At 69.1% G+C, this 13,235-nt stretch carries 13 protein-coding genes; 2 read left to right on the top strand and 11 right to left on the bottom strand.

Annotated features, from left to right (window positions below; all coding sequences use genetic code 11):
* Positions 1-165: 165 nt before the first annotated feature.
* The 10 genes from AC6LJ9_RS16765 to AC6LJ9_RS16720 form a co-directional block, all read right to left on the bottom strand.
* A complete protein-coding gene (locus tag AC6LJ9_RS16765) occupies positions 166-1,197 on the bottom strand; it encodes an LD-carboxypeptidase (RefSeq protein WP_498148434.1) in 1,032 nt (343 codons plus the stop codon).
* Positions 1,194-1,685, bottom strand: a complete 492-nt coding sequence (tadA, locus tag AC6LJ9_RS16760) for a tRNA adenosine(34) deaminase TadA (protein ID WP_212317002.1) — start codon at positions 1,683-1,685, stop codon at positions 1,194-1,196. The genes AC6LJ9_RS16765 and tadA overlap by 4 nt, the downstream gene beginning before the upstream one ends.
* 10 nt (positions 1,686-1,695) lie before the next feature.
* The gene (locus tag AC6LJ9_RS16755; protein ID WP_103274607.1) at positions 1,696-2,544 is read right to left on the bottom strand and encodes a haloacid dehalogenase-like hydrolase; all 849 of its coding nucleotides are present in this window, start codon (positions 2,542-2,544) and stop codon (positions 1,696-1,698) included.
* A gap of 126 nt (positions 2,545-2,670) precedes the next feature.
* Entirely contained in the window at positions 2,671-3,138 is a 468-nt protein-coding gene (locus tag AC6LJ9_RS16750; protein ID WP_498148433.1) for a hypothetical protein, read from the bottom strand.
* A 296-nt stretch (positions 3,139-3,434) separates the two neighbouring features.
* The gene (mnhG, locus tag AC6LJ9_RS16745) at positions 3,435-3,776 is read right to left on the bottom strand and encodes a monovalent cation/H(+) antiporter subunit G (protein WP_498148432.1); all 342 of its coding nucleotides are present in this window, start codon (positions 3,774-3,776) and stop codon (positions 3,435-3,437) included.
* A complete protein-coding gene (locus AC6LJ9_RS16740; RefSeq protein WP_103274610.1) occupies positions 3,773-4,054 on the bottom strand; it encodes a K+/H+ antiporter subunit F in 282 nt (93 codons plus the stop codon). Before AC6LJ9_RS16740 ends, mnhG begins: the two co-directional genes overlap by 4 nt.
* Positions 4,051-4,533 (bottom strand): Na+/H+ antiporter subunit E, encoded by a 483-nt coding sequence (locus AC6LJ9_RS16735; RefSeq protein ID WP_212316942.1) that lies wholly within the window; start codon positions 4,531-4,533, stop codon positions 4,051-4,053. The genes AC6LJ9_RS16740 and AC6LJ9_RS16735 overlap by 4 nt, the downstream gene beginning before the upstream one ends.
* The gene (locus AC6LJ9_RS16730; protein WP_498148431.1) at positions 4,533-6,158 is read right to left on the bottom strand and encodes a monovalent cation/H+ antiporter subunit D; all 1,626 of its coding nucleotides are present in this window, start codon (positions 6,156-6,158) and stop codon (positions 4,533-4,535) included. Before AC6LJ9_RS16730 ends, AC6LJ9_RS16735 begins: the two co-directional genes overlap by 1 nt.
* Entirely contained in the window at positions 6,155-6,499 is a 345-nt protein-coding gene (locus AC6LJ9_RS16725; RefSeq protein ID WP_498148430.1) for a Na+/H+ antiporter subunit C, read from the bottom strand. Before AC6LJ9_RS16725 ends, AC6LJ9_RS16730 begins: the two co-directional genes overlap by 4 nt.
* Positions 6,499-9,414 (bottom strand): monovalent cation/H+ antiporter subunit A, encoded by a 2,916-nt coding sequence (locus AC6LJ9_RS16720; protein ID WP_498148429.1) that lies wholly within the window; start codon positions 9,412-9,414, stop codon positions 6,499-6,501. Before AC6LJ9_RS16720 ends, AC6LJ9_RS16725 begins: the two co-directional genes overlap by 1 nt.
* A 507-nt stretch (positions 9,415-9,921) precedes the next feature.
* Here AC6LJ9_RS16720 and AC6LJ9_RS16715 point away from each other — a divergent pair.
* Positions 9,922-10,908 (top strand): Bug family tripartite tricarboxylate transporter substrate binding protein, encoded by a 987-nt coding sequence (locus AC6LJ9_RS16715; protein WP_498148428.1) that lies wholly within the window; start codon positions 9,922-9,924, stop codon positions 10,906-10,908.
* Between the two features lie 447 nt (positions 10,909-11,355).
* The gene (locus AC6LJ9_RS16710) at positions 11,356-12,234 is read left to right on the top strand and encodes a hypothetical protein (protein ID WP_212321599.1); all 879 of its coding nucleotides are present in this window, start codon (positions 11,356-11,358) and stop codon (positions 12,232-12,234) included.
* A gap of 74 nt (positions 12,235-12,308) precedes the next feature.
* On the opposite strand, the gene AC6LJ9_RS16705 is transcribed toward AC6LJ9_RS16710, so the two are convergent.
* Complete coding sequence (locus tag AC6LJ9_RS16705; RefSeq protein WP_498148427.1) at positions 12,309-13,166, bottom strand: DMT family transporter; 858 nt, start codon at positions 13,164-13,166, stop codon at positions 12,309-12,311.
* Between the last annotated feature and the right edge of the window lie 69 nt (positions 13,167-13,235).

Below are 13,235 nucleotides of genomic sequence, written 5' to 3'. Positions count from 1 at the left end.
GTCTTGGAGCGGGGATATGAAAGTTGCCCGAACGGCGCGGCCGAAGACGCGCCTGGGAAAACCCGATAGTGTAGCAAGCCCGGACGACAAACCGCCCGGCACGGGGCCGGGCGGCGAAAAAAGCGGGACAAAGCGCTTCGGGGGTGGGCTTTCCTCCGGGTAGGCTTACCCCATGTGCTCGTCGATGACCAGGTGCGCCATGCCCGGCTCGGTCGCCAGCCCGACCTTCTGCCCGATCGGCAGCGTGGCCTTGGTGGCGACGTGGCCGTAAGGCAGGCCCGTGACCACCGGCACCTTGACCGTCTTGCGCAGCCAGGCGACGACTTCGTTCAGGTCATAGCCATTGTCGTGCGGCGCCAGCTTGTAATCGCTGAAGCGGCCCAGCACGATGGCCTTCTGCTTGTCCAGGATGCCTGCCTGCCACAGCTGGATCAGCATGCGCTCGACGCGGTAGGGATGCTCGGCCACGTCCTCCAGGAACAGGATCCCGCCGCGCACCTTGGGCATGTACGGCGTGCCCAGCAGCGAGGCCACCATCGCCAGGTTGCCGCCCCACAGGATGCCGCGGCAATCGACCGGATCGGCATCCTGGGTTTCGAAGCTGAGGATTTCCAGCTCGCCGCGCATGATCTCGCCGAACAACGCCTCGGTCAGGTCGTCGACCTTCTTGCCGCCGAAATCGGCGACGGCGGTCGCACCGGTATAGCTGACCGCGCCGGTCTTGGCCAGCAGGGCCAGGTTGAAGGCGGTGAAGTCGCTCAGGCCGACGAAGCGCTTGCCGCTGTCGGCCATCGCCTTCCAGTCGATCAGGTGCAGCAGCCGGCCCAGGCCGTAGCCGCCGCGCGTCGCCATGACGATGGGCAGCTTCTGCTTGATCGCGCGCGTCAGGCTGGCAAGACGCTGGGCGTCGGTGCCGGCGAAACGCTGGTGCACGGCCAGCGCCGTGCGGTCCAGCGCGGTCTTGAAGCCCTGGGCCTCCAGCCGCTGGCGCGCCAGCGCCACGGTGTCCGGATCGCGCACCGCCGAGGACGGCGAAATCAGGTAGATGCCGCGCGCGTCCGGCAGCGCGTGGGGATGATCATGGTCGTGGCCGCAGTCATCGTCGCAGACATGGCCGTCGTGGTCATGCGCGTGCTCGTGGTGGGCGTCGTGATCGTGGGCGGCCTTGGACTTGCCGCTCTTGGACTTGCTGCTCATGCTTTGGATTCCTTGCTGCGGCGCTCGCGGAAGAACCGACGCAGCAGGTCGCCGCAGGTTTCCGCCAGCACGCCGCCTGTGACCGAGGTGTGGTGATTGAGTTTGGGGACGGCGCCGACATCCAGCACGCTGCCGCAGGCGCCCGTCTTGGGATCATGCGCGCCGAACACCACCCGCGCCAGGCGCGCGTGCAACATGGCGCCGATGCACATGACGCAGGGTTCCAGCGTGACGTAGACGCTGATGCCCGGCAGCCGGTAGTTCTCCAGCTGCGCGGCGGCGGCGCGCAGCGCCACGATCTCGGCGTGCGCGGTGGGATCGTGGTCGATGATGGTGCGGTTGTAGCCGCGGCCCAGGATGTCGCCCTGCGCCGACACCACCAGCGCGCCCACCGGCACCTCGCCGATGTCGTAGGCCTCCTGCGCCAATTCCAGCGCCAACCGCATGAACTGCTCGTCCTGAGCGGTCCACGGCGCGGGCGGCGCGATCAGCGCCGCCTCAGCCACGGTACACCCGCGACTTCAGCGTGATGCGGCCCGCCAGGCTGGTGACGGCCTCTTCCAGCCACTGGTACAGCTCGGCGTTCTCGTCGTAGCGGGCCTGGTTCAAGTTGGACACCCGGCCTTCCTCGATGAAGCCCCAGGCGCGGCTGCGCTTGTCGCGGTGCTTGGGGTCCCACACGCCGAAGGCGAAACCGCCGGCGCGGCGGATCAGCGAGAAGCACGGGATGTCGGTGTAGCCATCGCCGACGAAGACCATCTGGTCGAACGGCACGCGCAGGCGGTCCTCGGGCACCTTGCGGTTGACCTCGAACGGCTTGTTGCGGAACTCGCGGCCGATGATGCCCTTCTGGATGTGGAACAGGTAGCGCGTCTTGTCGGTGAAGCTGACGATGCGGCGCGGAAACTCGATGCCGCCGTCGGCGCCATAGGTGAACTCGGACGCCCAGATCTCGGTGAACTCATGGGCGATGGGCGTGGAGCGCACCACGTCGCCGATGCCGCTGGAGATCAGGTAGAACTCCAGCTGCACCTGCGGGTGCTCTGCGCGCACCGCCGCGCGCAGGCGGGGAAACAGGGTCGACACGCCTTCGTGCAACTCCAGCCGCGCGCCCCAGTCGCGCAGGCGCTGCTGCGTGATCGGGCCGTGCTGGCCGGCCTGCGACAGCTGGATCATCTTGTACAGATAGGCGGGCACCGGATCCCAATCGTGATGGGTCAGCAGCGGATCGACCTGGTCTTTCCAGAAACTGGCGGTGTCCACGCCGATGCTGCCCAGGAACCCGGACGTGCTGTCCGAGGCCAGCGTGTCGTCGAAGTCGAAAATCAGGGCGATGACGTCGGACATGGATATGCGTGTGTGAGGGCGACAGCCGCCATTTTGCCTGATTGCGGCGGCGGCTGCGCCTCGATGGGCGCGCGCGGACGCGCGCCCTGCCCGTCCGGCCGGCGCGGACCGCCGGCGGGCGCGGCCTTACTGGCGCATCGGCGCGCCGGTGGCCGGGGCCATGCCCGGCGTGGCGGCCGGCGGCGGCGCGCTCTCGGCCGGCGCCTGGATCACGGTCTCGCGCAATACGCCGCCGCCCTGCACGCTGCCGCGCACCTGGGTGGGCGAGGTCATCTGCGTGATGCAGTCCTGGCGGGACGTGGCCGGCAAGCGGTTGCAGCGGTCCAGCATGTTTTGCTGAAGCTGGGAGGTAGAGCCTTCCTGCAGGCGCTGACGATTGGCTTCCTCGCGGGCGGCGCCAGCCTCGCGCAGGCAGGCGGTGCGATCCTGGCCCGTCGTGCCCTTCTTGCAGTTCGCCACGTCCTGCTCGTACTGCGCCTGGATGCCGGCGCGCCCGATCGGGTCGGCGGCGTGCGCGGCCGCGGCGCCCAGCACCAGTCCGGCGGCGCAGAGCGCGCCCGCGAGGCGTTTCGTGGAAATGGAACGTACATTCATAGCCAGCTCCTGAGAGACGATTGAACACACGAGCGGCTGGTCGGGAATCCGACTGCCGCTCCCATGGAACAACTATCCCACGCCGGCGCTACCGTGGCATGTCCACCGACGTGGAAACGTAAGCTGAAGTTTCATCCATTTTTGGGCCGCGCGGCGCAAAAGGCCGGCTCGGACTTGCGCTCGCGCAAGCCGTCCGCGCACCGCTCGCCCCGCGCTCCAGCATGACGCACCGCAACAGCCAGGACGCGGTCATCGGCCTGTACATGTTGCGTCCCTTGTTACCTTGTTCCCCGCTCCTAGCGGGCGTCCCTGTCCGCGTCTTCCCGCTTCAGGCTGCCGCGATAGGTCGCGGCGCGCATCAGCAGCATGGCGGTCACCGGCGAGGACACGATCAGCAGCAGCGTGATGATGACCTCGTGAAACACCGGCCGCGACGACAACGCCGAGAACACCAGCATGGAAGACGCCAGCACGCAGCCGCAGCCCAGCGTGCTGCCGAGCGTGGGCGCGTGAATGCGCGAATAGAAGGAACGGAAGCGCAGCAGGCCGGCCGAGCCAGTCAGCGCCAGCAGTCCGCCCAGCACCAGCAGGATGCTGGCCGGAATGCCCGCCCACAGCGGAATCTGCGATTCGATCATGGCTCGATCACCTCCCCGCGCAGCAGGAAGCGGGCCATGGCCGTGGAGCCCACGAAGCCGAACAGCGCGATCAGCAGCGCGATGTCGAAATACACGGACGTGCCCGACCGGATGCCGAAGACCAGCATGGTCAGCATGCCGTTGATGTAGAGGGTGTCCAGCGCCAGCACGCGGTCCTGCGCGGTGGGGCCGCGCAGCAGGCGCACGGCGGCCAGCACCATGCCCAGCGCGAAGCACACCAGGGCGAAGGACGCCGCCCAGTAAAGCACGGTGTTCATTCGAAAATCTCCTTGAGCGGACGCTCATAGCGGTCCTGCACCAGCTTCACCCATTCCTCCTCGTTCTGCAGGTCCAGCACGTGCAGCTTCAGGCAATGGTCGTCGGTCAGGTCCACCCAGACCGTGCCGGGCGTGTAGGTGACGATGCAGGCCAGCATCGCCAGGCCATGCGGATCCCGCATGCTCAGCGGGATCATGATGAATCCCGGCGAAAAATCATTGCGGCGCGGATTCAGGATCAGCCGGGCCACCGCGATGTTGGACTTGATGATGTCGACCGTCACGTTCAGGAACAGCGGCACCGCCTTCCACAGCCGCTGTGGCCGCGCCTTGAGCGGGCGCAGCCGGCTGGCGGCCCAGGTGAACCACAGCGCCAGCGCCGCGCCCAGCGCGATCTGGCCGGCCGACAGGCTTTCGTTCAACACCAGCCACAGCACGAACAGGAACAGCGGCAGGAACAGGAAATACACGCGCCGCATCACTGGCCTCCTTGCGCCGCGCGCACCGTCTGGGCGGACATCACGGCGTCGATGTACGACTTGGGGTGGTCCAGCGATCGAGCCGCGTCATCCAGGTAGGCCGACACCGGACCGGCGCCCGCCGCCAGACCGACGCACAGCAGGATCAGCACCGCCACCGGACCGGCCTCGATCACGCGCAGGCGCGGCGTGCTGCGGTCGTCGCTGGCCCAGAACACCCGGATGCCCGCGCGCCCCAGGCCGATCAGGCCCGCCAGGCCGGACAGCAGCACGGCGGCCACCAGCAGCCAGGCGTCCATCGGCGGCGCCGACTCGGTCGCGGCCGATACGGCCGCCGACAGCAGCGAGAGCTTGGCCACGAAGCCCGACAGCGGCGGCAGCCCGGTCACCAGCAAGGCGCAGCTGATGAAGGCCAGGCCCAGGAAGGCCATGGCCGCCGGAATCGCCACGCCCACCACGTCGTCGGAGCGGTTCACCGAGGCCGGATCGTCCAGGTCGAAGGCGTCCAGCGTCACGGCCAGCACGTTGGCGCCGAAGCTGCGGGTGCGCTCGATGAGCTCGGCCAGCATGAAGAAGGCGCCGGTGGTCAGCACCGAGCTGATCAGGTAGAACAACGCCGGCCCGGTCAGCGTCACGCCCGGCATGCCCAGCGCCGTCAGCAGCGTGCCGGCGGACACGATCACGCAATAGCCGACCATCTTCTCCAGCTGCTGCGTGGCCAGCAGCCCCAGGCCGCCGAACAGCAGCGTCGCCAGGCCGGCGGCGAACATCCAGTCCAGGCTGAAGGCGGCCGGCGCGCCGGTGGGCAGCAGCAGCGAGCCGATGCGCAGCAGCGCGTAGATGCCGACCTTGGTCATGATGGAGAACATGGCGGCGATGGGCGCGCCGGCCGAACCGTAGCCCTTGACCAGCCAGAAGTTCAGCGGCCAGGCGCCCGCCTTGACCAGGAAGGCGACGCCCAGCACCGCCGCGCCCGCCTCGAACAGCATGCGGTCGGCGCCGGCGAGATTGCCGGCGCGCAGCGCCAGGTCGGCCATGTTCAGCGTGCCGGTCACGCCGTAGATCAGCGCGATGCTGATCAGCAGCAGAAAGGACGCCACCAGGTTCACCGCGATGTACTGCATGCCGGCGCTGACGCGCGCCACGCCCGAGCCGTGCAGCAGCAGACCGTAGGACGCGGCCAGCAGCACCTCGAAGAACACGAACAGGTTGAACAGGTCGCCGGTCAGGAAGGCGCCGTTCAGACCCATCAGCAGGAACTGGAACAGCGAATGGAAATGGACTCCGGCGCGATCCCAGCGCGCCAGCGCGTAGATCAGCGTGGCCAGGCCCAGCACCGCGGTGAGCGTCAGCATGACGGCGGCCAGCCGGTCCACCGCCAGCACGATGCCGAATGGCGCGGCCCAGTCGCCGACCAGGTAGACCCCCACCCCGCCCGGCCAGCCCGCCGCGCCGCCGGCGGCGGCCAGCAAGGCGATGGCGGCGGCCAGCTGGGCCACGGTGGACAGCAGGGAGATCGCGCCGCGGGCGTGGCGGCTGGTGTCGGCCAGCAGCAGCATCAGCGCGCCGGCGACCAGCGGCGTGACGATGGGCAATACGGGTAGATGTTGCAACCAGAAGCTCAAGATCCGGACTCCCGTCCGTCGACGTGATCGGTGCCCGTCAGGCCCCGCGACGCCAGCAATACCACCAGGAACAGCGCCGTGGTGGCGAAACCGATCACGATGGCCGTCAGCACCAGGGCCTGCGGCAAGGGATCGGCATACCACGACGGATCATGCGAGGCGGCCAGGTCGATCACCGGCGGGCGTCCCGAGGTGAGCCGGCCCATGCCGAAGATGAACAGGTTGACCGCGTAGGAAACCAGCGACAGGCCCATGATGAACTGGAACGTCCGCGGCCGCAGCAGCAGCCAGACGCCCGAGCCCGCCAAGACGCCGATCGCGACGGCGTAAATCAATTCCATCAAGCTTCCCCTGTTTGAGCGGCCGCCGCCTGGCTTTCGACAGCGGCCTTGCGTTGCGCGCGCAGCGATTGGTGCGCCAGCGCCACCAGCACCAGCACGGTGGAGCCCACGACCAGCATGTACACGCCCAGGTCGAACAGCAGCACGCTGGACAGGTGCACGTGGCCGACCAGCGGCAGCGCGATGTCCCAGGCCAGCGCGGCCAGGAACGGCTTGTAGAGCAGCCAGGCCGACACCGCCGCCGCGCCGGCGAACAACAGGCCCAGGCCGATCCAGTTCTGCGGATTCAGCCGGCTGCGCGATTCCACCCAGTACACCCCGCCCACCATGTATTGCAGGATGACCGAGGTGGCGAAGATCAGGCCGCCGACGAAGCCGCCGCCGGGCTGGTTGTGGCCGCGCAGCAGGAAATACACCGAGATCAGGGCGGCCGTGGGCAGCAGCAGCCGCACCAGCACCGCCGGCACCATCATCCGGCCCTCGGGCAGCAGGCGCTTGATGTCCGGCGCTTCCAGCGGCACGCCGCCGTCCTGGTCGAGCTGCTGGCGCGGCAGGTCCGCGCTCTCGGCGGCGGGACGGAAGCGGCGCAGCAGCGCGTACACGGTCAGCGCCACGATGCCCAGCACCGTGATCTCGCCGAAGGTATCGAAACCGCGGAAATCCACCAGGATCACGTTGACCACGTTGGTGCCGCCACCGTCCGGCAGCGCGCGCTCGACGAAGTACGAGGAGATCGTGTCGCCCTGCGGCCGCGTCAGCACCGCGTAGGCCAGCGCCGACATGCCGCCGCCGGCGGCGACGGCCATCAGCAGGTCGCGCAGGCGGCGGCCGCGCGCCTTGAAGCTGCTCCAGGCGCCCTCGTCGTCCTGCTCGATGCGGCGCGGCAGCCAGCGCAGGCCCAGCAGCAGCAGGACCAGCGTCACCACCTCGACCGACAGCTGCGTCAGCGCCAGGTCGGGCGCCGAGAACCAGACGAAGGTCAGGCAGGTGACCAGGCCCGCGCCGCCAGCCAGCGCCAGCGAGGCCAGCCGGTGGTACTTGGCCTGGTAGGCCGCCGCCACCGCGCACACGCCGCCCACCAGCCACAGCAGGGCGAAGGCCGGGTCCACCGTGGTCAGATGGCCCGCGCCGTCCAGCCAGCCGCCGGCGCGCAGCGGCAGCCAGGCCACGAACAGCGTGCCCAGCACGATCAGCAGCATCTGCACTTGCAGGCGCGAGGACGCCAGCCAGCGCAGCAGCCAGGACGCCGCCACGCTGGAGCCGTCCAGCAGCGTCTCGAAGCTGCGCCGGCCATCGAAGCGGTAGATGAAGGGCACGCGGCCAGGATTGGCCTGCTGGTGCGCGCGCAGCGCCAGGTACAGCACCACGCCCGCCGTCATGGCGACCACGCTCATGACCAGCGGCAGGTTCACGCCGTGCCACACGGCCAGGCTGTACTCGGGCATGTCCGCGCCCAGGATGCTCTGCGCGGCCGTGGCCAGGAACGGGCCCACGGTATACGCCGGGAACACGCCGACCAGCAGGCACATGAACACCAGCAGCGCGCTGGGGAACAGCATCCAGCGCGGCGGCTCGTGCGGCGCGCGCGGCAGATCGGTGGCCGGCGGCCCGAAGAACACCTGCAGGATGAAGCGCAGCGAATAGGCCACGCTGAAGGCGCCGGCCACCGTGGCCGCCAGCGGCAGCCCGACGCGCGTGGTCCAGTCGCCGCTGACGAAGGTGGTCTCGGCAAAGAACATCTCTTTCGAGATGAAGCCGTTGAGCAGCGGCACGCCCGCCATGGACGCGGCCGCCACCATGGCCAGCGTGGCCGTGATCGGCATGGCCTTGTACAGGCCGGAAAGCCGGCCCAGGTCACGCGTGCCGGTCTCATGGTCGACGATGCCGGCGGCCATGAAGAGCGAGGCCTTGAAGGTCGCGTGGTTGACCATGTGGAAGATGGCGGCCACCAGCGCCAGGCTGCTGTTCAGGCCAAGCAGCAGCGTGATCAGGCCCAGGTGGCTGATGGTGGAATAGGCCAGCACGCCCTTCATGTCCTGCTGGAAAATGGCGGCGTAGGCGCCCAGCACCAGCGTGATCAGCCCTGCCCCGCCGATGATCCAGAACCAGGCGTCGGTGCCGGCCAGCACCGGCCAGAAGCGCGCCAGCAGGAACACCCCGGCCTTCACCATGGTGGCCGAGTGCAGGTAGGCCGACACCGGCGTGGGCGCGGCCATGGCGTTGGGCAGCCAGAACTGGAACGGGAACTGCGCGCTCTTGGTCAGCGCGCCCAGGGCGACCAGCGCCAGCACCGCCGGATACCAGGGATCGGCGCGCACCAGGTCGCCGGCGGCCAGCACGCGGTCCATGTCGTAGCTGCCGACGATGTGGCCCAGGATCAGCACGCCGGCCAGCAGGCAGAGCCCGCCCGCGCCGGTGACGGTGAGCGCCATGCGCGCGCCGCGCCGCGCATCCGCGCGGTGGTGCCAGTAGGCGATCAGCATGAACGAGGCCAGGCTGGTCATTTCCCAGAACATCACCAGCTGGATCAGGTTGCCGGACAGCACCACGCCCAGCATGGCGGCCATGAAGGCCTGGAAGAAGGAAAAGAAGCGCGGCACCGGGTCTTCCGGCGACATGTAGTAGCGCGCGTACAGCACCACCAGCGCGCCCATGCCCGAGACGATCAGCGAGAACAGCCAGGCATAGCCGTCCATGCGCAGCGTGAATTGCAGCCCCAGCGCCGGCGCCCAGGGGATGTCGTAGCGCACCACGCCGCCGCCGGCGACCTGGGGATAGAGGCTTGCCACCAGCACCGCGCAGGCGAGCGCGATGAGGCCGGCCAGCCAGGCTTCGGCGTTGCGGGCGTTGGACGGCAGCAGCGCGGCGCACAGGCTGCCGGCGAACGGCAGAGCGAGGATCAGGATCAGCGACATGGCGTTCCGAGAGTGTCCGGGCCCCCTCCCGCCAGCGCCAGGCAGCGAGAGACGAAACAGACCGGGGATTGAAAGACAAAGACGGACGGAACCCTGGCCTGGTGCGTCGCTGCACTACGCGTTGCCCCGCGGGAACTACACCTGCGCCATTGAACGGCGTCGGGAGAAACAAACGCAATAGCTTTCTTGCAAGACCGGCCAAGAATCTCATCCGAAAAATATCAGATTCTTGTAAGTTATGCAGAGATTTATGCGCGTAGCGGTCCGATGACGGCATGATCGCTGCGCAATCATTGCGCATTTCGGCCTTGTGACAAACCCCGAACAGGGGGCTGTGCACCCCTCTTCGCGCCGCGCCAGACAGGGACTCCCCCGGCTTGACCTGTCCCGGCTTCCTCGGTTGAATGGCCCCCGTGACGCGCTCTCAAAAGGAATGCGGCGCGCTACGGAGGCGGCCCGCAGGCGCCGCCCCAGTCCCTCAGAAGATAAAAGATACGGAGAAGACTCTTGACCGCGCTTACCCAAGCCAAGGCCGCCCTGGCCGCCGCCCTCGCGGGCCTCTGCCTCAGCTCGGCCGCCGTGGCCGCCGACGCCTACCCCAGCAAACCCATCCGCCTGATCGTGCCCTTCGCCGCCGGCGGCACCACCGACATCGTCGCCCGCATCGTGTCCGAAGGCCTGACCCGCGAGCTGGGCCAGGCCATCGTGGTCGAGAACCGCGGCGGCGGCGGCGGCTCCATCGGCGCCGACGCGCTGGTGCGCTCGACGCCGGACGGCTACACGCTGGGCGTCGCCACCGTCAGCACCATGGCCACCAACCCGGCCACCAATCCGCAGAACCCGTACGACCCGATCAAGGACTTCACCCCCATCACCAACCTGGTCAACGTGCCCAACGTCCTGACCGTGAATCCGTCGGTGCCGGCCAAGACCCTGGCCGAATTCATCACGCTGCTCAAGAACAATCCGGGCAAGTACAGCTACGCCTCGTCCGGCACCGGCGGCATCAGCCACCTGGACGGCGAGCTGTTCAAGTCGCTGACCAAGACCGACATGGTGCATGTGCCCTACCGCGGCTCGGGCCCGGCGCTGAACGACGTGATCGCCGGCCAGGTCAACGCGCAATTCGACAACCTGCCCTCTTCCATGCCCCACATCCAGGCCGGCAAACTGCGCGCCCTGGCGATCGAGGCGCCCAAGCGCCTGCCCTCGCTGCCGGACGTGCCGAACTTCGCCGAAGCCGGCCTGCCACAGATGGACAACATGGCCTGGTACGGCCTGGTCGCGCCGGCGGGCACTCCGCAGGCCGTGGTCGACCGCATCCACGCCGCCGCCGTCAAGGTGCTGAAGGATCCGAAGATCGCCCAGCGCCTGGCCGATGGCGGCTCGCTGGTGGACGGCAGCACGCCGGCCGAGTACGCCGCCCTGATCAAGCGCGAACTGGAACTGCGCCAGCGCATCGCCAAGGACCGCGACATCAAGCTGTCGAACTGACGTCCCCTGCCGGCCGCAGTGGCCGGCAGCGCCGCCCGCCCCTCTTGGCGCGGCGGCGCCGGACCGTTGCGCCCGGGCCGCAACCCCTTGACTGCAATCGCCCCGGTGGTAGCATCTGCCCCCGTGCGATCCGACCTTTCCTCCCCTCCTGACGCCGCCAGCGCCCTTTGCGCCCTGCGCTCGACCTTGTTGAGCTCGCAGGAAGTCGCCGCGCGTTCCGCTTACGCGCGCTCCAAGCCCGGCTAATCCGCCGGCGCCCCTTCCCGCTTTCCGCCCTTTTCCGGCCCGCCGCCGGCTGCTCGCGCACATCCACGCCTGCCGCCAGCCGCGTCCCGGGACCGCCCGCCCACACCCAGGCCGGCGCGGTCCCTGCCGCTCGGCCCGCTTCCGTCCGTCCTGAACCGGACGGCTGCCGGCCGGGCGCACACGACATTTGCGCCTATCGTCATGCAACTCACCAAGAATTTCGTCAAAGCCAAGAATCCCTGCGCGGGCGGCTACAAATGGTTCCTGCGGGATCACAACGGACAGGGCGACTACCAGGCCGTGCTCGACGCCCTGGTCGCCGACGGCCGCGTCGGCGACGCCTGCTGGCTGCTGGACCAGTTCGGCCCGACCGACGCGGTGCTGCGGCTGGACGAGATCGACGCCAGCGCCGTGGTGTTCGCCGGCACGATCGAGGTGCGCATGGGCATCAATGTCGATTCCGTGGTGCGCGCCGGACGCGGCATCGTCGCCGGCGGCGGCATCCGCGCCGGCGAATCGGTGATCGCCGGCGAGAACATCCAGTCCGGCGCCCAGATCGCCAGCGCCGGCCTGCTGCGCGCGGGCGGCGACATCAGCGCCGAATGGGGCATCGAGACGGCCGACACGCTGGATTGCGCCGGCAACGCGCGCGCCAAATGGGACGTACGCGCGGGCGGCAAGATAACCGTGGGAGGCCATCTGCACGCGGGCCAGGACGTGGCCTGCGATGACGCCATCGCCTGCGGCCAGGGCCTCAAGGCGGGCGGCTCGGTCGTCGCGGCCAAGGCGCTCACCGCCGGCTGCGGCATCCAGGCCGGCGCGTCCGTCGACTGCGGCGAGCACCTGGCCGCCGGCTGGGGCATGATCGCCGGCGAGGACATCCGCGCCGAGGGCGCCATCCGCGCGGGCGAAGGCATCCAGGCGCAAGGCGCCATCACGGCTGGCCCCGGCCACGGCATCTATGCCGGCCTGAACGTGCGCCTGGACGCCTGGCCGGTCTGCGCCAGGGTCATCGCGAGCGAGCGCCCCAGCCAGCTGGTCAGCGGGCATTGGGAAGCGCGGGAACTGGAACTGGCCTGACAAGGCCGCGCCGCCCGCGCGACGGCAAGGCCGCACGGGCGCCAGCCGCCGCGCAAGGGCCGGCGCCCTCCCCGCTATCGCGCCGGCCTGAGCACCAGCATCAGCCCCAGCAGGATCGCCGCCATGCCGACCAGGCTCAAGGCCGGCAGCCGATTGCCCAGGATCAGGAAATCCAGCAACGCCGTGCCGACCGGCACCAGGTAGAACAGGCTGGTCACGTTGACCAGGTTGCCCGCCTGGATCATGCGGTAGAACAGCAGCGTCGCGCCCACCGAGATCACCAGGCCCATCCACAGCCAGGGCAGCACGAAGCCGATGCTCCAGTCCGCCCACAAGGGCTGGAACGGCGCGAACAGCAGGCACAGGACGAGGCTGACCGCGTATTGCAGCGGCATCACGTCCATGGGCGGCTGGCTGGCGCGCTTCTGCAGGATGGCCCCCGCCGTCATGCTCAGCAGCGCGGCCAGGGCGAAGCCGATGCCCGCCGCCGAGTAGCGCGCCAAGGCGATGCTCTGGAACACCACCATGATGAGTCCGGCCAGGGCCAGCAGCAGGCCCGAAACGCGGCCCGCGTCGAAGCGCCGCTCCATCAGCGCCAGCGTCATGATGGGCTGCGCGCCGAGCAGCGTCGCCAGCACCCCTGGCGTGACGCCGTGGTCCAGCGCCAGCAGATAGCAGATGGAATAGCAGCCGATGAGCAGGAAGCCCGTCAGCGCCACGCTGACGCGCGTGCCCGGCGCCGGCAGCCAGCGGCGGCGACCGGCGCAGATCGCCAGCAACACCGCCAGCGCCAGCACGAAGCGCAGCAGCAGGAAGCCAAAGGCGGAGGCATGCGCCAGCCCCCATTTGGCGAAGATCGCGCCGCCGCTCCACAGCAGCACGAACAAGGAGGTGGAGCCATGGGCGGCCCACGCATTCCGGTTGAAAGACATGAGTTTCTACCTGTCGATGAGTGAACAGGCTCGAGCCCGGCCCATCCCGTCGCGGGAAAGCGGCGAGAC

Source organism: Achromobacter sp. 1011811831 (genome assembly GCF_059760905.1).
Note: the sequence above shows the minus strand (reverse complement) of the source record. Positions and strands in the feature narration are given on the sequence as shown.

Bases quoted from the DNA above. Each gene is read 5' to 3' on its own strand.
- AC6LJ9_RS16735 (WP_212316942.1), bottom strand. From the start codon at position 4,533: ATGCGGCGCGTGTATTTCCTGTTCCTGCCGCTGTTCCTGTTCGTGCTG.
- AC6LJ9_RS16755 (WP_103274607.1), bottom strand. From the start codon at position 2,544: ATGTCCGACGTCATCGCCCTGATTTTCGACTTCGACGACACGCTGGCC.
- AC6LJ9_RS16725 (WP_498148430.1), bottom strand. From the start codon at position 6,499: ATGGAATTGATTTACGCCGTCGCGATCGGCGTCTTGGCGGGCTCGGGC.
- AC6LJ9_RS16710 (WP_212321599.1), top strand. From the start codon at position 11,356: ATGCAACTCACCAAGAATTTCGTCAAAGCCAAGAATCCCTGCGCGGGC.
- AC6LJ9_RS16720 (WP_498148429.1), bottom strand. From the start codon at position 9,414: ATGTCGCTGATCCTGATCCTCGCTCTGCCGTTCGCCGGCAGCCTGTGC.
- AC6LJ9_RS16765 (WP_498148434.1), bottom strand. From the start codon at position 1,197: ATGAGCAGCAAGTCCAAGAGCGGCAAGTCCAAGGCCGCCCACGATCAC.
- mnhG (WP_498148432.1), bottom strand. From the start codon at position 3,776: ATGATCGAATCGCAGATTCCGCTGTGGGCGGGCATTCCGGCCAGCATC.
- AC6LJ9_RS16705 (WP_498148427.1), bottom strand. From the start codon at position 13,166: ATGTCTTTCAACCGGAATGCGTGGGCCGCCCATGGCTCCACCTCCTTG.
- AC6LJ9_RS16750 (WP_498148433.1), bottom strand. From the start codon at position 3,138: ATGAATGTACGTTCCATTTCCACGAAACGCCTCGCGGGCGCGCTCTGC.
- AC6LJ9_RS16740 (WP_103274610.1), bottom strand. From the start codon at position 4,054: ATGAACACCGTGCTTTACTGGGCGGCGTCCTTCGCCCTGGTGTGCTTC.